Origin of the sequence: Cyanobacterium stanieri LEGE 03274, assembly GCF_015207825.1 — a bacterium.
Taxonomy (GTDB): Bacteria; Cyanobacteriota; Cyanobacteriia; order Cyanobacteriales; family Cyanobacteriaceae; genus Cyanobacterium; species Cyanobacterium stanieri_B.
In genome coordinates this window covers 19340-40167 of sequence record NZ_JADEWC010000024.1, presented here as the reverse complement: position 1 = coordinate 40167, position 20828 = coordinate 19340, and the positions used below count along the sequence as shown (strand labels likewise).

The window sequence follows — 20828 nt, the reverse complement described above, 5'->3', positions numbered from 1 at the left end:
TCATCGTTCAATGAATTAAACTAAGGTTTATGCTAGAGCCATTACGGATACTTTTGCGGCTATTTGTTGGGAAATTTTTACCAATGCTTTGGCAGATTCTGAGTTAGGATGGGCAACGGTGATGGGAATGCCATTGTCTCCTCCTTCCCTGACGGACATTTCGATGGGAATACAACCGAGTAAGGGTACTTGTAATTCTGTGGATGCTTTTTCTCCTCCCCCAGAGCCAAAAATATCGTAAGTGCGATCGCCCATATCTGGTGGGATAAAATAACTCATATTCTCAACGATACCCAAAATATTAGTGCCTAATTGCTCAAACATTTTTAAACCACGACGGGCATCTTGGAGGGATACGGTTTGGGGGGTGGTGACGATGACAGCCCCTGCTAGGGGCACGGCTTGGGCGAGGGTTAGTTGGGCATCCCCTGTGCCGGGGGGCATATCGACAATTAAATAATCCAATTCACCCCAGTTGACTTGATAAAGGAATTGACGGATAATACCGTTTAACATAGGGCCACGCCACATCACAGGTTGATCAGGATCGATTAAAAAGCCCATGGAAACCATCTTAATGCCATGGTTAAAGAGGGGTTCTAAAATGTCCCCTGTGGGGGATTTGGTGACGTTGATGGGGGCATCTAATAAACCAAGCATGGTGGGGGCGTTGGGCCCATATATATCGGCGTCTAGGAGTCCTACTTTTGATCCTGCTTGGGCAAGGGCGATCGCCACGTTGACTGCCACGGTACTTTTTCCTACTCCCCCTTTACCGCTAGAAATGGCAATGATATTTTTTACTTTATCCACTGAGGTGCGATCGGGTAAAGACTTTTGGGCAGGGGTTTCGGCGGTTACTTCTACCGATACTTTTTCCACCCCTGATAAGGTTTTGACGGCTTTTTCACAATCTTCTACGATAAATTCCCTCAAAGGGCAAGAGGGGGTAGTTAATACGAGGGTGAAACTTACTTCCCCCCCCTCTACTTTTACGTTACGAATCATGTTCAATTCTACTAAACTTTTTTGTAGTTCAGGATCTTGAACTGGTTTTAAAACTTCTAAAACAGATTGGGTATCAACCATGGTTTAATAAATATTTTTTTATAGTTCTGAAATGTTAAATCATTCCCCTATAAGTAAATATACCATTCTTGGGAATAGGCAATGGGCAATGGGTAATAAGCAATGGGCAATAGATTGTTACTCATCAGCCTTGAGTTATAAAAGGGTTGAAGGTTGTTCAACCCCTACAGGTTAATTAACTCTCAAAGTTACTGATAATGGCATCGGCAAATTCAGAACATTTTAAAGGAGGTTCGACGGGGGGAGTCATCATCCTTGCTAAATCATAGGTTACTTGCCTGGAGGCGATCGCACGGCTAATGCCATCACGAATCAAATCAGCGGCTTCCTGCCATCCCATAAACTCCAGCATCATCACCCCAGAAAGAATCACCGAACCAGGGTTAATTCTATCCAAACCAGCGTGTTTAGGCGCTGTACCATGGGTAGCCTCAAAAATAGCACAATTATCCCCAATATTGGCGCCTGGCCCCATACCTAAACCACCGACAATGGCTGCGGCCGCATCGGAAAGATAATCTCCGTTGAGATTCATGGTAGCTAAGATAGAATACTCGTCAGGGCGGGTTTGAATTTGTTGGAAAATACTGTCAGCGATGCGATCATTAACCATTACCTTATCCTGCCATTTTCCATTACCATGGGTATCCCAGATAGAAGCCAAAACGCCTTCAACCTCTGCACAAATAGCCTCTTTTTTCTCAGGGGTTAAACCATCATAACCAGGATCAATTTTACGGGCATTATCCTCGGTGGAAATATCAGGATTAGCTTCCTTATTGCCCAAAATCCAAGATTCCCTTTCCGTTACACACACATCACGAAATTCCGTCACGGCCAATTCATAACCCCAATCACGGAAAGCCCCTTCCGTGTATTTCATGATATTACCCTTATGCACCAAGGTAACCATTTGTTTATGCTTGGGTAAACGGAGCGCATTTTGGATGGCACGACGCACCAAACGTTGAGAACCAGTTTTACTAATGGGTTTAATACCAATCCCTGCATCGAGGGGAATTTTTTTGTTTTTATGTTCAGGGGTAGAGGGAATTAAATCATCATTAAGGATGGTAATTAATTTTTGACCAATTTCTGAACCTTCTTTCCACTCGATACCTAAGTAAATATCCTCAGTGTTTTCCCGATATACAATCACATCCAACTTTTCAGGGCTTTTGTGGGGGGAGGGAGTACCCTGATAATAGCGACAAGGACGTACACAAGCGTATAAATCAAAAATCTGTCGTAGAGCAACGTTTAAAGAGCGAATACCGCCTCCTACGGGGGTTGTCAAAGGCCCTTTGATGGCGATACCATACTCCCGAATGGCGCTTAAAGTGTCTTCGGGTAAATACTGAAAAGTGCCGTATTTCTCACAGGCTTCATCTCCAGCATAAATTTTAAACCAGTTGATTTTACGTTTACCGCCATAGGCTTTAGCCACCGCGGCATCAATAACTTTTTCTGAGGCTGGCCAAATATCTACCCCTGTACCATCACCACGGATAAAAGGAATAATGGGATCATCAGGAACAATGGGTTTACCATTTTCAAATTTAATTTTAGTACCTTCTTGGGGGGGGGTCAATTTTTCAAACATATTCGGTTGCCTTCTCAAAAGTTACAAACTGCACAACTACAACATCATAATATATCAGTAGGACTGATTCATTCTAAAATTTTCTGATGGGGAATAATTGACAATGGACAATGGACAATGGACAATTGATAATGAACAAACTTTAATCTGCAACCTGCCACCTGTAACCTGAAATCTCGAATATATGTCCGCTAAAAATGTTGGTTTAATTGTGGAAATTCCTCTGGCGATTTCTTCTTTTCTTTTTGCTAAAATTAATAAGTTTTTGATTGGTAATCTTTATAGTATTTATTTAAAGGTTAATCAAAAAAAGGCTAATCAATGGCGGGTGATTGATAATCAATTGGTTTCTTCTATCATTAATATGGGGGTGTTAATGACAAAAGCTCCCCGTTGGAATACCCATGCTATTATCGGTACTTTGGGCCCTTTTGCGGTGGAAAAAGAGCTTAGTTTGGATATAGCATCGGCTAATAATTCGGCTCAATCTTGGTTTGCTATTTTTTATGATTTTCCTAATTATAATACGGTGGATACCATCGCATCAAAGGTTGATTATCAAGGGGAGAATTGGCAATCTATTAAGTTAAAAAGAGGTAAATATACCATTGGTTTAAGATATTATAATTATGGTGATAAATTAGCTTTACCTGCAGTTAAAGTAGATGGTAAAAAGTTTACTTCTACTAAGGAAATACCTAATGATAGTAATGAGTTTTATCATAGTATAATTGAGAAAAAAAACTGGTACTTTTTAGCGATACATTATTATATCTATACGGTTTTAAGTTTAAGAAAATATTTACCTGAATCTTTTGTTAAGTATGAATTTTTACCCGTAGGGGCGATCGATACTAAGTTTTATTATGATGCTTTAGATAAAGAAGAAATTCTCACCATTGAGGTTGATCAACATACCCTTGATAAATATGATATTTATGTGACGGTTTACGATCGCACTAGCCTTCCCACACAATGGTTTACCGTTAAAAGTGTACAAGAAAAAACTAGACCTCTCAATCATAAAGGTTATTACTTAATTAGGGTCAGAAATGAAGGAAAACCACCTGAAGAATTTACAGATTTAGAGATCAAGTTAGATAAATCTTTATAATGATAAAAAACTATGCAAATTTTAAATCACAATAACTTTCCTGACGTTGCTTTTATTGCTGATAACGCCTCTGTTATGGGAGATGTCACCCTCAAAGAAGGAGTCAGTATTTGGTATTCAGCCGTAGTAAGGGCGGATGTGGAAAAAATCATTATCGGTAATTATACTAATATTCAAGATGGAGCAGTGTTGCATGGAGACCCTGGCAAAGTTACCATCTTAGAAGATTATGTCACCGTGGGGCATCGTGCGGTAATCCATGCGGCCCACATTGGCAAAGGATGCTTAATTGGTATTGGGGCGGTGGTTTTAGATGGTGTCACCGTGGGAGAAGGTAGCATTATCGGTGCGGGTTGTATTGTCACCAAAGATGTGCCACCCCATTCTTTAATGGTGGGTATTCCTGCCAAAAAAGCAAAAGATGTTACCCCCACTCAACAAAAAGAATTAATTGAACACGCCATGAAATACTATCAATTGGCTTTGTATCATCGGGGAAAAAGTAACCATAAAGGTTTTGAATAATAGTAATCATCACTCCCTATCACCCTTATTCCCCATCTTCTTAACCATTCAACAGATAATAAATACTGATATAGATAGCTGAAACGGTTAACTGGGCAATGGTAATCGGTAAACCATAACGCAGAAAAACACCATAGGAAATAGTTTTGCCGTGCAACTCAGCAACCCCAGCCCCTACAATATTAGCAGAAGCCCCCACGAGAGTCGCATTTCCCCCCAAAGTAGCCCCAAACATCATGGCAAAAAATAAAGGCAACACTACTGCAGGATAATTACCGCTAAAGTTTGTTTGCAAAACCTCCGCCCCTATTAATCCCGTATTGAATAAGTATTCTTTTAGTAAGGGAATCATTGCTACCACCAAGGGAATATTAGGTATTACCGCTGATAATGCACCTACTACAAAAATTAAAACCATAGAAGCCACAAAAATATTTTGACCTAATAAAAAGGCAAAAACTAGAGAAATCTGACTAATAATCCCTGTTTTTTCTAGTCCTCCTATCAACACAAAGACAGACATAAAAAAGATTAAGGTACTCCAATCCACATCCTTTAAAATATTTTGTACCGTGTCGATTTTACTCTGATGGGCGAGCAATAAAGCAAGGGCTGCCCCCATCAAGGCAACTGCCGCAGGAGAAAGAGGTATAGGTAATAAATCACCAAAAACAAAGAATAGCAGAACAAACAGCATAATCAAAGCCCCCAACGACAACACACGGGGATGATTAATTTTGGGAATGGGTAACTGTTCAAAATTAGTAAAACGAGTACGCCAAATGTCCTTAAACAAAAAAGGAGTCATTACCACCACCGTAGCCACCGCCAAAACTCCCCCCCAACTCAGGGACGTTAAATAGTCAAAAAAACTCATATTAATAGAATCCCCCACAATAAAAGTAGCAGGATCTCCCACTAATGTTAATAGTCCAGCACTATTAGACACAATCACCATCAAAATGATTAACGGCACAAAATTAATCCCAATTTCCTCCGCCAAAGGAGGAATTAAAGGAGCAAGAAGAGTTACAGTTGTTGCATTGGGTAATACAGCACAAATAGGGGCAGTAATGCCAATAATACCTAATAATAAATAACTGCCTCTACCCTTTGACCAAAGGACAATTTTGGTCGCTAAATAAGCAAAAATATTAGTAGGTTCAAAAGCTCTTACTAATACCATTACCCCAAAAAATAAACCTAGTGTAACGTGACTTTGACTGATATATTCCACTGCCTGGCCTAAAGTCATAATATGGGCAAATATAAGCACCAATGAGCCTAGTAAAGCCGCCACCGTTAGGTGTATTTTTTCGGACATAATTAGAGCAATTACGGCAATAAACACGCCTCCTGCCACCAAGCTAGAAAAGTTGGGCATTATTTATTTATTTATTTTCAGATTGAATAAGGATGATTTTATGAAGAGATGCGTCTTATTCGGATACCTAAATCAATTTTTAGTTTTCACAAAAAAACTATTTTTTGGTCTCCTCCCAATGCCTACGAGGTTAGCTGACGGGCTAGAACTGAGAGATGTTCTTCTTTAAGTTATGCTTAAAGATAAGCCCCAAAATTGGTTCCCCCGCTCCTTACCAATCACTTAATATTTGTAATGTCAAGGACTAGGCTGACTTTCTCTAAAAGAAATATTAGCAAATTTTATTTTGTTTTGTGGTGTTGCACTTAACAAAAGTTATTTTAACTTTCAATTTGCCTTAATGCCCTAGTTTCATCGAGCAAGGCTTCAATTTCTTCGTCCGATGGTTGTCTGACATAATTAATTTTTATTTCTTCTAATAAGTCATTTAATAATGATTCTAAAACCTCGAGGTTATGTTTTGCGGCCACTGAAAGGGTTAAAGTTGAACCTGACTTGGTGATAATTTTTTCGATATGATCATCAAAAACAGGATCTTCTTGTAAAAGTTGTTGAATCGTTTTGAGTAAAATTGAATATACTTGGCTAGATGTTCTTTTACTAATATTTTCTGGAAATTTGGCTAACCCTGGCAGATGGGAAATACTTTGATAAGCTGGAGATTCACTAATGCTTTTTTCAATAATATAGTTTAATAAATCTTCTACTTCGTAACGGATTTCGGGTAACACTTGATTAGCGACTAAATCAACAATTAATTTGATAATTTCCCCGATTTCATTGGTATCGTTTATGTCGATATAATCCCTTTGGGTTTTTTCGGGAGATAAGGTATTTTCAATGTAACCGTCTTTGATTACGTGTTGCAGTTGATTGATAACTCTTAAGATAATCACTTCGGTAATATCTCCCGCAATACTGGCGACAAATCCTTGACTGGCTTGTCTTTTAATGGATTTTAAGGAGATTAGTTTACTTTCATCAAGTCTGACTGCTACTGGTATAATTCTTAACCATCTTAGGGTGGGTAAAAAAAAGATTAGGTCATACCAACGCCAAAAAATGGCATCTTGAATTTTTACGCCACTATATCTTAAACTAATAACAAATGATCTTAGCAAAAAGTCAGCAAACAGTATGGCAATAAAAGGAAAATCTATTAAGCCGAAATAATCTACAAATTGACCATTTTCTCCGATGGGACGAAAATAATTGGTATTAATTAAAGGGGTGATTTCTTCTTCAAAAAAGGCTAATTCTTGTTCTAATTTTCCTTCTAAATAATCAACATTCCAGAAGTTTTCAAAGGCGACTGTGGCTGAATTACGGGGATTAAAAATAGGGTCAGCCATGCGATCGCGCATTAAATTTTTAACTTTCTCTAAATTACCACTTTTATCAGCTAATTCAAAGGGATTTTGGGCAATCATTTCTGCACTCATTTCCCTTAGCATTCCTAATATTTCCCTAGTCTGGGGAGAATCTAAACCAAACTCATCAATGGTCGTTTTTAACTGTGTCACCGTATCTAAATATTGTTGAGTGTCTCGGTAAGGTTCAATACCTTTCACTGCGTCATATTGAATCACCACTTCCCTAACCGATTTAGGAACAATAGTAAGTTTGTATCCATCATATTCGTAGGGGCCAGCTTTGAAATTTCCTACGGTAATAACGCCATTTAACCATATATCACGGAAGGGAATGTAGGTTAAATCGAAGGCAACAACTCCTAGGTTGGCAAGGGAAACTAGCGCCATTAATTTGGCTACATAGATATTATCAAACCAGAAATTATAAATCCAAGATACTGGTTTGGTGGTTTTTTTGATATTTTTAACAATGGGGCTTTTCATTGATTTTGATAATTATAAATAAAAAATAAACTTTCAAAAAATACTAATTTACAAAAAAATAACTAATTAATACATAGAAAGAAATCTATGGTTATTTATATTACAAATCCTAAAGTTTAGGCAAAAAATAGTTTACTATAGACTATAAAAGAATTATACTTCTTCTATTTTATTGATTTATTATGGTTAATAAAAAAGAGAAAAAAAGAGCAAAAACAATAATCGAGTAATATAATTATGACATCAGATTTATTAATTAGACAGGCAGAAATCTTTTTACCTGATGGGGATATTCTACTAGGAGATGTAAGGGTAAGACAAGGTAAAATTGCCGAGATAGGCACAGATTTAGAAGTAGGAGAAGAAAGAATAATCGATGCCCAAGGATTAACTCTGTTACCGGGGGTTATCGATCCTCAAGTACATTTTAGAGAACCTGGTTTGGAATATAAAGAAGACTTGTTCACCGCTTCTTGTGCCTGTGTGATGGGGGGGGTTACATCTTTTCTGGAAATGCCCAACACTCGCCCCCTAACTACCACTCAGGAGGCTTTGGACGATAAGTTATACCGTGCTTCTCAAAAGTCTTTGGTCAATTATGGCTTTTTTATGGGTGCTACGGCGGATAATTTGGATGATTTGCGCGATGCCAATCCTAGTTGTGGTATTAAAATCTTTATGGGTTCATCCCATGGGGCTTTGTTGGTGAGTACGGAGGAACAAATTGAGCCTATTTTTGCCAAGGGAAGTCGTTTGATTGCGGTTCATGCGGAGGATCAAGGTAGAATTGTAGAAAGAAAAAAAGAGTTCCATGGTATTACTAACCCTGCTATCCATTCTACTATTCAGGATGAGACGGCGGCGCTAAATGCGACGAAGTTGGCTTTGAAGTTGTCTAATAAATATCAAAGACGGTTACATATTCTCCATCTGAGTACGGGTATTGAGGCGGAATATTTACGGGAACATAAGCCCAGTTGGGTTTCTACGGAGGTGACACCCCAACATTTATTGTTAAATACCGATGCTTATGAAACCATTGGCACTTTTGCCCAGATGAATCCCCCGTTAAGATCGCCCGAAAACAATGATATATTATGGAAGGCGTTGATGGATGGTGTAATCGATTGTATTGCTACGGATCATGCACCCCACACATTGGAGGAAAAAGCCAAGGAATATCCCAATAGTCCTTCGGGAATGCCGGGGGTAGAAACTTCTTTACCTTTGATGTTGACGGAGCATAAAAAAGGACGTTGTACCCTTGCCCATGTGGTGAAATGGATGTGTAGCGCCCCTGCTAAGTTGTATAATATACCCAATAAAGGTGCGATCGCCCTTGATTATGATGCCGATATAATCTTGGTGGATTTAAAAAATTATCGTCCTGTATTGCGTGAAAACTTACAAACTAAATGTGGTTGGAGTCCTTTTGAGGGTTGGAGTTTAACTGGCTTCCCTGTATATACCATCGTTGGTGGTCAAGTTGCCATGGAAAAAGGTATTATTAACACGGAAGTAAGGGGTAAAGCCCTTTCTTTTGATGCTTAGGGGTGAATAATTGATAATTGATAATTATCTTTTGCCTCTTGCCCGGTTGATGAGCGTAGTCGAATCAGCCTTTTGCCTTCTATTATCTACTAATATTATGATTTCTGTAAAAGTTCCCTCCATTGCCTGTGAAGTATGTGCCGAAACTATTACTAAGGCTATTATAAATACTGATCCTAAAGCTCAAGTAAAAATTGATGTGCCTACGAAAATAGTTAATGTGGAAACTCAAACCAGTATAGATGTCATCAAAGGTGCGATCTCCCAAGCTGGCCATGAGTGCGCTGATTAAGCAAGTCTATTTTCTCCCCTCTACTTTACCAGAGGGGGTCTGTTTGTGTGTCGATTTGTTACAAATTTTCCTTTTTTTCTTGCCTCGGGGCTTTTTTTGAGTTACTATAGAAGTATGTTTTATATAATAGAAATCTGTGCATTTATATTTAAAAAAGTTTAGCATCCCATTATATTACAGCATAACATAAAAGCGCCCCTAAATAATAAATAATCAATTTTTCCCGAAAAATTTAATAATTCAATACACAAAAAATAGAAAAAAGGGAAGGAACATTTTAGGATAAAATCAAATTCGGGCAAAACTAGATAATTGCCCATATCGTTTCGATTAAATTTCCCGAAAAGTAAAATAGAATGAAGCAGTTTTTAGAGTCAGAGGTTATATCTAATTACCAAGAATCAGAAGTAGTAATTTTGCCCATACCCTATGAAGTAACAACCACCTATCGGAAAGGTTGCGAGTATGGGCCAGATGCGGTGTTAGAAGCCTCCGATCAATTGGAATGTTATGATGAGGAATTAGGTATTGAAACTTGTTTTGAGACAAAAATCTTTACGAGCGATCGCACCGCAGACACCAGAAAAAACCCTGAATTAACCGCAGAGCAAATGTTAGAAGCCACCAAAGAAGCGGTAAAAAAAATGGTGGCAGACGGCAAATTTGTAATCGGTATTGGGGGCGAACACGCCATCACCACAGGATTAGTACAAGGTTATTTAGAAAGTATTAATGAACCGTTTACTGTGGTGCAAATAGATGCCCATGGAGATATGCGCCATGAGTTTGAAGGCTCAATCCATAACCATGCCTGTGTGATGAGAAGAATCTTAGAATTAGGATTACCAACCCTTCCCGTGGGCATTCGGGCTATTTGTCAGGAGGAAGCAGATTTAATCAAAGAAAAAAATATTCCTGTCATCTGGGCAAGGGATATTTATTACAACCCCCACTGGATAAACCAAGCCTTAGATAAAATTACCACCAAAAAAGTATTTATCACCATTGATTTAGATGGTTTAGATCCTAGTTTTATGCCTGGGGTTGGTACACCTGAACCAGGGGGGCTTGATTGGTATCAAATTTTGGCGTTTATGAGGGCAATTTTTAATGGTTTTGAGGTAATTGGTTGTGATGTGATGGAGTTAGCCCCTACCAAGGATTCTGTGGTATCGGAATTTACCGCCGCTAAGTTGATTTATAAGTTGATTGGTTATTGGCATATCAATAAATAATCTCAATTCGGGATTTATCAAAATTGGAGTAGAGGTGATGGGGAATGGGGGTGATAATAGTTTGATTATTCATTGTCAATTGTCCATTGTTTACACCTTTACAAGAATCTAAATTTTATCCTGGACTCAGTTTGATTATATTTTTAAGAAAGATTCTTCAGTGCAAAAAATGCTGAGGGTAATAGTTTGAGCGTCTTTACTATCTCCTTTATTCAAGTCATAGGCAGGGAAGGCACTCCCGCTAATACTAAGACGAAGGGCTGTATTTTTCTTAAGGGCGATCGCACTAGGCTGCAAGTTAAATATAATTGGTATATTCTCTTGATGCTCTTTTACCCTGATATAACCTTGACTAAAATTATAAACCCTCCCATCAGGATAAACCTGAGAAAGTACCGCACTTATATCAAAACTAGAATAATTACAAGCTACCTTTAACTGTAAAGAAATATCCCCAATTAGGGTTAATTTTTCGGTCAAATAATCTGAAGTATAAGTAAGAATATCGGTGCGCTGATCTAACTCTCCTCTTTCAAAACTTCCTGCATTTATGCTATTATGTCCCCCTAAACTGGGAGTCGGTCGCCAAAAATCAGTTACTATTATATCTTCTGAATTGTTTTTGTTTTTACTTAATAATTTACCATCATCATCTCTAATATTAGCTAATCCTGTACTGTTTAAATAAAATTTAGTGTATTTTTTCTTTTTTAAAGTTTTTCTGTTTATATATTTATTGTCACCCATTAGAAATAATTTTATATTTTTTGAGTGCTTTTTATCCTGATTAATACCCTTTAAATAATGATTAAACCAATTTATTTGAGCCTCATTAATATTATTATTTGCCTTTTGGGAGTAGGATAAATTCCCCTTACTATTACCCCAAGGAATATGACACCAAGGCCCAACAATTAAAGACTGTTGAAAAGCACTTTTAGCCCTCATTTGTTCATAAAAATTCCAACTACCCCGCAAATAACCATCAAACCAACCCCCGATATGAAGCATCGGTAAATCAATCCTATCAAGATAACTTTGGGGTGATAACCTACGCCAATAATCATCCTTAGAAGGCGTATTCAACCAAATATAATAAAAAGGAGCATACTTTCTCAACGCCTTCTCCACAGAAACAGGAATATCCCACACAGGTAAATGACGAGAAGCCAAATAAAGTAATTTATAAGCCGAAAAATCCTCTTTTAACCTTGCCCTCAGCGCCCCTAACTGTATCGCCCAAGCCAAATTTAACTCATAACAAAACGCCCCATTTTCATAAGCCCAATGGGCATATAAATCAGATGCAATCATCGCAGGGCAAATGGTTTTCAGGGCCTGATGTTGACTAATCGCACCATATATCTGAGTCATACCCTGATAGGAAAAACCATACATTCCCACCGCCCCTGTATTACCTTCGAGGGTAGTAACCCAGTTTAAAGTATCCTCTCCGTCATCAATTTCCGATTCAAATAAATGAAACTCTCCCCCCGAATCACCACACCCCCGCACATCTTGAATAACCACCATATATCCTTGGGAAGCATACCACCTAGGATGGGCATATACCACCGTAGAAGCAATTTCCCGGCCATAGGGTTGACGCATTAACAGAATTGGTAGCTTTTCCTCTGTTTTTGGTCGATAAACATCAGCTACCAATGTTATCCCATCACGGGTTTTCATGGTAGCCACTTCTTTAGAAACTTGATACATCAATTATTAGGGAACTTGACGAAATGCTTTTAGTTGGTTATTGTAACGGAACACAATGGATTTTCCTAAATGTAATTGTTTTGCTCCATCAATGAGAATAGCTACTTTTTCTTTAACAATTTCTAGTTGATAAGGGCAAAGGCTAAAATCGAGACAAACTATCGTAGATGAGTCCCAAGGCTCACGAAATATTTTACAATCTGAGGGTAAAATATCAACTGTATGGCGGAATCTATCCAAAATTTCTCGTTCTAAATCCTGAGCGCAAAAATCGATGGTCGAACCAGATTCGTACATGGATTCAACTCCATTAACTGATTTTATCTATATCTATACGGTAGCATTGTTTTTTTCGCCCCGAAGATTATTTGTAGCAAAAGTTTGCATTCTTAATAATTTAACCTCAATGGCAGAAGAAGTTGCAACCCCGTAAACACTATATATAAAAGATAATTACGTTTGGCCGTCAATAATCATCATGCCATTGCTGATTTTGAGTATAAAACATTATTGAATTACAGTAAGTGTATAGTATTAAAACTATATTATTATTACTATTGCCCATTCCCTATTGCCAAACTCAACTTAAAATCGTACCTTAATTTACCAACGTCATCATATTATCAATTATCAATTATCAATTATCCATTATTAAATGAATCCAAAAATTTCTCCCCGTCAACTAGCCTTTTTTGCCCTACAGGATGTTTATGGAAACAAGGCTTATACTGATATTGCCTTAGAAAGAATTTTGAGCAAAAATAAAAGCCTAAATCCCATGGATAAGGGCTTAATATCAGAGTTAGTATATGGCATAGTGAGAAGAAAAAGGACTCTCGATAGTTTAGTAAATCAACTTGGTACAAAAAAAGCCAGTCAGCAACCTTTACCGTTGCGAGTTATCTTACACTTAGGTTTATATCAACTAAGGTATCTGGATAAAATTCCCCCTTCGGCGGCGGTAAATACTAGCGTGGAGTTAGCCAAGGAAAATGGCTTAAGTAAATTGTCAGGGGTGGTGAATGGTATTTTAAGATCTTATCTTAGGAAAGCGGAAATCGAAGATCCTTTAATTTTACCTTCGGAGTTAATACCAAAATTAGGGGTAAAGTATAGTTTTCCTGATTGGATTGTGGAGGTTTTTTTAAAACAGTTAAACCTTAAGGAAACTAAAAAGTTATTACGGTGGTACAACGAATCCCCTTCTTTGGATATAAGGGTAAATAGTTTAAAAACAACCGCTGAAGAAGTACAAAATTCTTTTGCCATAGATGGCATTGAGTCTGAATTTATTCCCCATTTACCCCAAGGATTAAGGTTATCTTCAGTGGGTAATATTCGTCATTTAAAGGGGTTTAGGGAGGGTTTATTTTCGGTGCAGGATAGTAGCGCCCAGTTAGTGAGCCATTTTTTAGCCCCTAGGGCGGGGGAAAGTGTTTTTGATGCTTGTGCTGCCCCGGGGGGCAAAACTACCCATATGGCTGAGTTGATGGGGGATGAAGGGTTGATTGTTGCTTGTGATAATATTGCTTCTCGTTTGGAAAAAGTTAGGGAAAATGTGGAGCGTTTGGGTTTAAAATCCGTTGACATTATAGAGGGGGATAGTAGTAATTTTGAGTTTTTGGCGGGGTTAAGGGGCGCTGGTGAAGGGGTAAAACTCTATGATAAGATTTTGATAGATGCCCCATGCTCTGGATTAGGTACATTACATAAACGCCCTGATATTCGTTGGCAACAAAAACCAGAAAAAATTCTCGAATTAGCCAAAAAACAATTAGCTATCCTGAGTAACATGGCAAAGGGTGTAAAAGATAACGGTTGCTTAGTTTATGCCACTTGTACATTAAATCCTAGGGAAAATGAAGAAGTAATCGAGGCTTTTTTGGCATCTCACCCTGATTGGCACATTGTTACAGAAAGAAACAATATAACGGCAAATTTTCCGATAACATCAAAGGGGGCAATAAAAATTTTCCCTCACCGTCATAATATGGATGGTTTTTTTATGATCAAACTAGCCAAGGGATAAATTAAATGAATACAGCCAATAAAACAAAACTATTGATGAAAATTGTTATCGGTGCCGCTTGGATTGATGGCATCATTCATCAGGAAGAAAGGGATTATTTAAAAAAAATGGCCACAGAAACCGAATTAATAAATGATCCAGAAATCAAAAGTTTATTATCAGAAATAAAGCCTATTTCTATTAATCAATGTTATGAATGGTTAGAACTTTATTTAGGTAAAAATCATAGTAAAAAAGACTATCAAAAATTATTAGAGTCTATTAGCGGTCTAGTTTACAGTGATGGAGATATTGACATTGAAGAAGCAAAATTATTACACTATTTACAAGATTTAGATCCTCAAAATCAAACACCCCAATCTATTTTTAAAAGTCTTTTGGGTTCAGTCAAAAAGATGTACACTCAAGCAGTAAATAGTTAAAGTATTATTACTCGAGTCATCAGATTAACATAAGCATAATTGATATTCAAAGGTGTTAGTTATTAGGCGTCAGCAATGAATAAATGTTAACTCCTAACAGCGCACCTTAACCGTTAAAATTTTCTTGATTAACAAAATGTTCAAATAAGGAAGATCATTGTTAAACTAAACAATAGGGCTAAAAACGAATATATCTCCACGTCCGTTGTGCAAAATCAGTAACAATCATGAATCTACCTAACCAAGCATATCAATTTTTTATTGATGAAGTTCCTCAATTATTGCCAGAGATAGAACAAGGTTTTACAAATCTTGAACAAACCCATCAAAATAAAGCTCAAGTAAATCAGGTAATTCAAGCCATTCATTCTCTGGAAAAGGGGGCTGCGGGGGTAGGTTTACAAGTAATTAGTAATATTGCCCAAAAACTAGGACACTATACCAAGGGTTTATATCACGAAAATTTAACCATTGACCAAGATTTAGAAGCACTTTTTTTAAAGGGTTACCATTGTTTAGCACAGCCTTTGAGGCAACAGATAGAAAAAGGAAGTTTCGATTCTAACCAAGCCGAAGCCCAAGGGAATGAGGTATGGCAACAATTGGCCGAAAAATTGGGCGATATTAGTTCCAATGATTATTTACCATCCTCCTCAGATATGGTGGCTTCTATGTTTGAATCGGATGTGGGAGATGCCATTAAACATTTACAGGAAATAGTTGATAGTCTTCCTGAAGAAAATCTGACGGAGGAGGTATTATTACAAGCTGAGGTTTTCCTTGGTTTTGGTGAAATGTTTCAGCTGTCTGGGTTTCGTCAAATTGCTGAGGCTACTTCCATGGCGATCGCCCATAACCCTAATCATATCAGAAAAATTACCCATTTACTCATTGAAGATGTAATCCGTGCGCAAGAAGAAGTATTACAGGGCGATCGCACTTACGGGGGTAATCCTTCCATGGAGTTAAGAAAATTATCAGGACAGTTAGATATGGACGATCCACAAGATAGTTTAGAGCAATCCCCCGCTGAAAGTCAAAAAGATGACATTAACCACGGTTTACCCCTCGATGATGATTTAGAAGATGAGGAGGCAGAAACCATTGATTTTAGCGATTTAGCAGAAGAAACCATCAACCAAGAAGAAGAAGCCCTCGATTTTGCATCCCTAGTGGAAGAAGACAATCAAACCCCCGACGAAACCATTGATTTTAGCAATTTAGCAGAAGAAACCATTAGCCAAGAAGAAGAAGCCCTCGATTTTGCATCCTTAGTGGAAGAAGACAATCAAACCTCCGACGAAACCATTGATTTTAGCAATTTAGCCGAAGAAACCATTAGCCAAGAAGAAGCCCTCGATTTTGCATCCTTAGTGGAAGAAGACAATCAAGCCTCCGACGAAACCATTGATTTTAGTAATTTAGCCGAAGAAACCTTCGATTTTGATAACTTTAATCAAGACAATCTTGATTTTAGTCAATTAGTCGAAAATTTAGATACCATTGAGCCAGAAGATAACCAATCCTATCAAGAAAATAACCCCGAAGAATTTGATAGCCTCGAAGATGCCTTTGCCCAATATGCCGAAGAAAATGATCAAGAATTAGCACAGCAAAAGGAATTACAACAACAATCCTATCAATTTTTTATCGAAGAAGTGCCAGAATTAATCGGGCTAATTGACACAGGATTTGAAAAAGTAGTCCAAGAACCTGATAATATCAACGAAATCAATGAAATAGCAAGGGCAGCCCACTCCCTCAAAGGGGGTGCAAGAAGTGCAGGATTAGAAGATATTGGTAACATTGCCCTACGGGTAGAAAAAAGTTTTAAAGCCCTCTTTAATGAAAATATTAACCTTGACGAAGAATTAACCGCCTATATGCGGGATATATACCAACTGTTGCGACAACCTTTGGTTGCCCGATTAGAAAACCAAGAATTTGACGAAAAATTTAACCTTGATTTAGCCAATGAAATGTGGGCCGAATTTGAGGAAAAATATGGAGAGGAGTTAGCCAAGGCAGAAGAATTTTTACCTTCTTCTAGTGATTTAGGCATTGATATTGCTACCTCTATTTTTGAAGTAGATGTGGCCCAGGGTATTAGTGAGGTAGAAAGTGCCATCCAAAGGGATGATGATACTCTCAGAGAAACCCTCACCATGCAGACAGAGGTATTTACAGGATTTGGGGAAATGTTAAATTTACCCGGGTTTGTGGAAATTTGTCAGATTACAGGGGATGTTTTACAACAAAAACCAGAAGAATTAAGGGCGATCGCCCCTATCTTTTTAGATAACATAAAACAAGCCCATCAATTAGTCATGGCAGGAGATAGGGAAACAGGGGGAAGCCCAAACCAAGAATTATTAACCCTTGCAGGTATTCAACCCCAAGAAGACAATACCCCCATTGAAGAATATCAAGAAGCCCCCATCGACATCAACGATCCTAGTTATGGATTCTTTATCGAAGAAGCCCCCGAATTACTCGCTATGATGGAAGAAGGCTTATTGAGTTTAAAAGCAGAGCGCACCACGGCTAAAATCCATAGCATTATGCGCGCCGCCCACTCCATAAAAGGAGGTGCCGCTAGTGTTGGTTTAGAAGCCATCAAAACAATTTCCCATCGCCTAGAAGACATTATTAAAGTGTTTTACGATGAAGCCATTGTCATTGATGATGAATTAGAAACCCTCCTTCTCAACGGTTTTGACTGTCTCCAAGAAGCCCTCATCGAGCAAATGGAAACGGGAGCTTATCAACCCGCCCTGGCCCTAAATAAAGCCCAAGAGGTATGGAAAGCCCTAGAAAATAGATTAGGAGATGCCCTCCATCGCCCCGATGACTTTATCCCCTCCTCGGAAGATTTAGGGGTGGATATAGTACAATCAATGTTTGAAATAGATGTGGCCCAAGAATTAGAGCGATTAAGGGCAGTGTTATCTACCCCCACTTCTCAACCCCTGGCAGGGGAGTTACGGGCCACCCTCGAAGTGTTTTCAGGGTTTGGGGAAATGCTTAACCTGAGCGGTTTTGCCTCCATTGCCCAATGGGGTTTAACCGCCCTAGAAAATAACCCCCATCAGGTGGTTGCCATCATTGAAACGGTGATCGAAGATGCTGATAACGCTCGTGATTTAGTGTTAGGGGGCGATCGCACCACAGGAGGTTCTCCAAGTCAAAAATTAATAGAACTAGCCAATCACAGCCCCACAGATAGCCCAGAAGCAGGAAAAGACACTGACCACCAAGAAGAAATTTTCTACCTTGAAGAAGAAGAAAACGAAACAGACAATATCGAACCAGTATTTAACGATGTTGTGAGGGATAATGAAGAATCAGTTAACTTTAGCCTCGAAGATAAAGAAACCCATACCAACTCCCCTTCCCTCGATGAAGTATTTGGTAATCAAGAAGACGAATTCGCCGTTATCGACTCCTTAACCCCCCCAGAAGATAACGAAGAATTAGACATTGCCTCCCTCGAAGAAATCTTCACCAATGAAATTAGCCCCGAAGAAATCAACCTTCTCTCCAAAGCCTCCCAAATGGCCTTAGAAGAAGATAAAAACACCACCTTACCATCCCTAGAAGAAGTCTTTATCACCCCCGATTTAAGTAACATAGAAGTCCCTCCCGAAGATGACAAGGAAGAAGAATCACCCAGTTTAGAGGATGTTTTTGGGGACAAAATTACCTTTAGTACCATTGAAAATGATAACTCCCAAAGGGATGATGATAACAGTCCGATTCCTAGTATTGAGGAGTTAATCGGTGATGTGGAGCAAAACTCCAAACAAACCATTACCCCCGAATCGTCTATCCCTGTTAGTCAGCAGGAAGAAGAAAATATTCAAACCACAAGCCCCCAAGGTAATATTGACGAACAAATAGAGTCTTTAAAAAATGTTTTTGATAAGTTACCCGGGTTAAAAGAAGAAGCTGATATAAATTTGTTTGCCCGTGGGAAAAATTCTCAACCTAATCTCAAGAAAAAACCTGTAACCCCCCAGACGACTCCCCCCGCCCCTAAACCAAAAAGTAATCTCACCGTAAGGGTAGATTTAGAGCGTTTAGAAAGGATGAATAATCTGATTGGTGAATTATCCATTAACCGTAATGGTTTGTCCCTACAAAATGATAAACTACAAACCTCCGTTAAGGATCTTTTAGAACGTTTTAATCGTTTCCAATCCACCGCTAACGCCCTACGGGAATTGTCTGATAAGATGCTAACCTCCCCCGAAAAATTTAACGTTTCTCAGGGTAATTCTTCTTTTCCCCTCAGTGTCTCGGAAGATGGCAACGTGGATTTAATGGCCGCTTTCGATTCTCTGGAAATGGATCGTTATGATAACCTTTATTATGTGGTACAAGGGTTAATTGAACAGATGATTCAGTTAGAAGAATCGGTGGATGATATTGCCCTTTATGCGGCCCAGTCGGGGCAAACCATGGAAAATCAACGACAAATGCTCAATCGGATGCGAGATGAGTTGATGTGGGCGAGAATGTTACCCTTAGGGGAGGTGTTAAACCGTTTCCCCCGTGTGTTGCGGGATTTGTCGGTAAAGTATAGCAAAAAGGTTAATCTTAAGTTGAGCGGTACAAATGTTTTAGTGGATAAGGCCGCTTTAGAAAAATTATATGATCCTTTGGTACATTTGATCCGTAATGGTTTTGACCACGGCATTGAAACCCCTTCTATTCGTCGTCAAAAGGGTAAATCCGAAACAGGGATAATTGAGGTTAAAGCCTATCATCAGGGTAATCAGACTATTATTGAAGTCAAAGATGATGGTGGTGGTTTAAATCTTGATAAGATTGGTAAGAAGGCTGTAGAACGTGGTATTTTAACCCCTGAACAATTGGCCGTTGCTTCTAAAGAAAATTTACTCGATCTTATTTTTCAACCTGGTTTTTCTACCGCAGCATCGGTTACCGAAATATCTGGCCGTGGAGTAGGTTTGGATATAGTGCGATCGCAACTTAGATCCTTAAAAGGTACAATTTCGGTGGATTCAAACCCCAATGAGGGAACAACCTTCACCCTAAAACTACCCTTAACCCTTACCATTGACAAATTATTAGTTTTATCCGCCGAGTCGCAATTTTATGCCCTACCATCGGACAACATCGAAGAAATTGTAGTCCCAGAATCCCAACAAATTAAAACCTCTGGCAATAAACGCTTCCTTCATTTTGAAAACCGTATCATTCCCATCTACGGCTTAAATGACTTACTCAACTACCGTTGTCATATGCCTGATGTCAGTAGCACCACCCAAGCCCTAGAAGTTTTACCCACCCCCAAGGATTGGGGCAAACCATTACTATTAATCCGTCAAGGGCAAGAATTATTTGCCATCCAAGTGGATAACTTAGTTAGTGAGCAAGAATTAGTAATTAAACCCTTTGGTAGTGCCTTGAGCGCCCCTAGTTACACCTACGGTTGTACAATTTTGGGGGATGGTACATTAATTCCTGTGATTAACAGTGCGATTCTTTTAGAAAATTATTTCCAAGCTACCCAGCCTGGTAGTAGTTTAAATACTCCCCTGTCAAATTATGGAGAATCAGCGCGTAAGCCTTCTTCGGGAGTGTTTAGGGTTACTTCTGTGTTAGTGGTAGATGATAGCGCCGCTATGAGACGTACCCTGGCTTTATCCCTTGAGAAAGCGGGTTATAGGGTATTACAAGCCAAAGATGGTAAGGAAGCCCTTGATCAATTGCAACAAACCTCTAATATTAGTTTAGTAATCTGTGATATTGAAATGCCTAATATGAATGGTTTTGAATTTTTGGGGCAACGTCGCCGTTTTCCTGAGTTAACCAAAATTCCTGTGGCTATGCTTACTTCTCGTAGTAATGAAAAACACCAAAAATTGGCTACCCATTTAGGGGCTGATGCTTATTTTACTAAGCCTTATATTGAACAAAAGTTTTTACAGGCCATTCAAAATTTAGTGGGACAAAATGCTTTAGTTAATTGATAATCAAGAT

14 protein-coding genes and 1 riboswitch are annotated in these 20828 nt (G+C 38.6%); of the genes, 8 read left to right on the top strand and 6 right to left on the bottom strand.

Annotated elements, in window-relative coordinates; genetic code table 11:
* Nucleotides 1-27: 27 nt before the first annotated feature.
* Complete coding sequence (locus IQ215_RS10705; protein WP_193801305.1) at nt 28-1089, bottom strand: Mrp/NBP35 family ATP-binding protein; 1062 nt, start codon at nt 1087-1089, stop codon at nt 28-30.
* Nucleotides 1090-1264: 175 nt separating this feature from the next.
* Entirely contained in the window at nt 1265-2692 is a 1428-nt protein-coding gene (locus IQ215_RS10700; protein WP_193801304.1) for an NADP-dependent isocitrate dehydrogenase, read from the bottom strand.
* Between the two features lie 184 nt (nt 2693-2876).
* On the opposite strand from IQ215_RS10700, the gene IQ215_RS10695 reads away from it, so the two are divergent.
* Together IQ215_RS10695 and IQ215_RS10690 are read left to right on the top strand one after the other, a co-directional pair.
* On the top strand, nt 2877-3806 hold the full coding sequence (locus tag IQ215_RS10695; RefSeq protein ID WP_193801303.1) for a DUF6208 family protein: 930 nt from the start codon (nt 2877-2879) through the stop codon (nt 3804-3806).
* Between the two features lie 12 nt (nt 3807-3818).
* Complete coding sequence (locus IQ215_RS10690; protein ID WP_193801302.1) at nt 3819-4331, top strand: gamma carbonic anhydrase family protein; 513 nt, start codon at nt 3819-3821, stop codon at nt 4329-4331.
* Between the two features lie 40 nt (nt 4332-4371).
* On the opposite strand, the gene IQ215_RS10685 is transcribed toward IQ215_RS10690, so the two are convergent.
* Both IQ215_RS10685 and IQ215_RS10680 read right to left on the bottom strand, forming a co-directional pair.
* Nucleotides 4372-5715: an SLC13 family permease gene (locus tag IQ215_RS10685; protein ID WP_193801301.1), complete on the bottom strand. Its 1344-nt coding sequence runs from the start codon at nt 5713-5715 to the stop codon at nt 4372-4374.
* 104 nt (nt 5716-5819) lie between these two features.
* Nucleotides 5820-5976: riboswitch (cyclic di-AMP (ydaO/yuaA leader) on the bottom strand.
* A 59-nt stretch (nt 5977-6035) separates the two neighbouring features.
* Nucleotides 6036-7571 carry a hypothetical protein gene (locus tag IQ215_RS10680; protein WP_193801300.1) on the bottom strand — a complete coding sequence of 512 codons (1536 nt, stop codon included), beginning with the start codon at nt 7569-7571 and terminating at the stop codon, nt 6036-6038.
* 237 nt (nt 7572-7808) lie between these two features.
* Between IQ215_RS10680 and IQ215_RS10675 the strand changes: the two genes are divergently transcribed.
* From IQ215_RS10675 to speB, 3 genes are all read left to right on the top strand, one after another.
* On the top strand, nt 7809-9122 hold the full coding sequence (locus IQ215_RS10675; RefSeq protein ID WP_193801299.1) for a dihydroorotase: 1314 nt from the start codon (nt 7809-7811) through the stop codon (nt 9120-9122).
* 49 nt (nt 9123-9171) lie between these two features.
* Nucleotides 9172-9414, top strand: a complete 243-nt coding sequence (locus IQ215_RS10670) for a heavy-metal-associated domain-containing protein (RefSeq protein WP_193801298.1) — start codon at nt 9172-9174, stop codon at nt 9412-9414.
* Nucleotides 9415-9770: 356 nt separating this feature from the next.
* Nucleotides 9771-10649, top strand: coding sequence for an agmatinase (gene speB, locus IQ215_RS10665; protein WP_193801297.1), 879 nt, complete (start codon nt 9771-9773; stop codon nt 10647-10649).
* 135 nt (nt 10650-10784) lie between these two features.
* On the opposite strand, the gene IQ215_RS10660 is transcribed toward speB, so the two are convergent.
* The gene (locus tag IQ215_RS10660) at nt 10785-12368 is read right to left on the bottom strand and encodes a CocE/NonD family hydrolase (protein WP_193801296.1); all 1584 of its coding nucleotides are present in this window, start codon (nt 12366-12368) and stop codon (nt 10785-10787) included.
* A 6-nt stretch (nt 12369-12374) separates the two neighbouring features.
* The gene (locus IQ215_RS10655; protein WP_193801295.1) at nt 12375-12665 is read right to left on the bottom strand and encodes a hypothetical protein; all 291 of its coding nucleotides are present in this window, start codon (nt 12663-12665) and stop codon (nt 12375-12377) included.
* Between the two features lie 358 nt (nt 12666-13023).
* Between IQ215_RS10655 and IQ215_RS10650 the strand changes: the two genes are divergently transcribed.
* The 3 genes from IQ215_RS10650 (at nt 13024) to IQ215_RS10640 (ending at nt 20818) form a co-directional block, all read left to right on the top strand.
* Nucleotides 13024-14397 carry a 16S rRNA (cytosine(967)-C(5))-methyltransferase gene (locus IQ215_RS10650; protein WP_193801294.1) on the top strand — a complete coding sequence of 458 codons (1374 nt, stop codon included), beginning with the start codon at nt 13024-13026 and terminating at the stop codon, nt 14395-14397.
* Between the two features lie 5 nt (nt 14398-14402).
* Nucleotides 14403-14819 (top strand): TerB family tellurite resistance protein, encoded by a 417-nt coding sequence (locus IQ215_RS10645; protein WP_193801293.1) that lies wholly within the window; start codon nt 14403-14405, stop codon nt 14817-14819.
* A gap of 227 nt (nt 14820-15046) precedes the next feature.
* Nucleotides 15047-20818 carry an Hpt domain-containing protein gene (locus IQ215_RS10640; protein WP_241735307.1) on the top strand — a complete coding sequence of 1924 codons (5772 nt, stop codon included), beginning with the start codon at nt 15047-15049 and terminating at the stop codon, nt 20816-20818.
* The last annotated feature ends 10 nt before the right edge of the window (nt 20819-20828 follow it).

Coding starts and splice junctions, on each gene's coding strand:
- IQ215_RS10705 (WP_193801305.1), bottom strand. CDS start 1,089: ATGGTTGATACCCAATCTGTTTTAGAAGTTTTAAAACCAGTTCAAGAT.
- IQ215_RS10640 (WP_241735307.1), top strand. CDS start 15,047: ATGAATCTACCTAACCAAGCATATCAATTTTTTATTGATGAAGTTCCT.
- IQ215_RS10670 (WP_193801298.1), top strand. CDS start 9,172: ATGAGCGTAGTCGAATCAGCCTTTTGCCTTCTATTATCTACTAATATT.
- IQ215_RS10645 (WP_193801293.1), top strand. CDS start 14,403: ATGAATACAGCCAATAAAACAAAACTATTGATGAAAATTGTTATCGGT.
- IQ215_RS10675 (WP_193801299.1), top strand. CDS start 7,809: ATGACATCAGATTTATTAATTAGACAGGCAGAAATCTTTTTACCTGAT.
- IQ215_RS10655 (WP_193801295.1), bottom strand. CDS start 12,665: ATGTACGAATCTGGTTCGACCATCGATTTTTGCGCTCAGGATTTAGAA.
- IQ215_RS10660 (WP_193801296.1), bottom strand. CDS start 12,368: ATGTATCAAGTTTCTAAAGAAGTGGCTACCATGAAAACCCGTGATGGG.
- IQ215_RS10690 (WP_193801302.1), top strand. CDS start 3,819: ATGCAAATTTTAAATCACAATAACTTTCCTGACGTTGCTTTTATTGCT.
- IQ215_RS10680 (WP_193801300.1), bottom strand. CDS start 7,571: ATGAAAAGCCCCATTGTTAAAAATATCAAAAAAACCACCAAACCAGTA.
- IQ215_RS10700 (WP_193801304.1), bottom strand. CDS start 2,692: ATGTTTGAAAAATTGACCCCCCCCCAAGAAGGTACTAAAATTAAATTT.
- IQ215_RS10650 (WP_193801294.1), top strand. CDS start 13,024: ATGAATCCAAAAATTTCTCCCCGTCAACTAGCCTTTTTTGCCCTACAG.
- IQ215_RS10685 (WP_193801301.1), bottom strand. CDS start 5,715: ATGCCCAACTTTTCTAGCTTGGTGGCAGGAGGCGTGTTTATTGCCGTA.
- IQ215_RS10695 (WP_193801303.1), top strand. CDS start 2,877: ATGTCCGCTAAAAATGTTGGTTTAATTGTGGAAATTCCTCTGGCGATT.
- speB (WP_193801297.1), top strand. CDS start 9,771: ATGAAGCAGTTTTTAGAGTCAGAGGTTATATCTAATTACCAAGAATCA.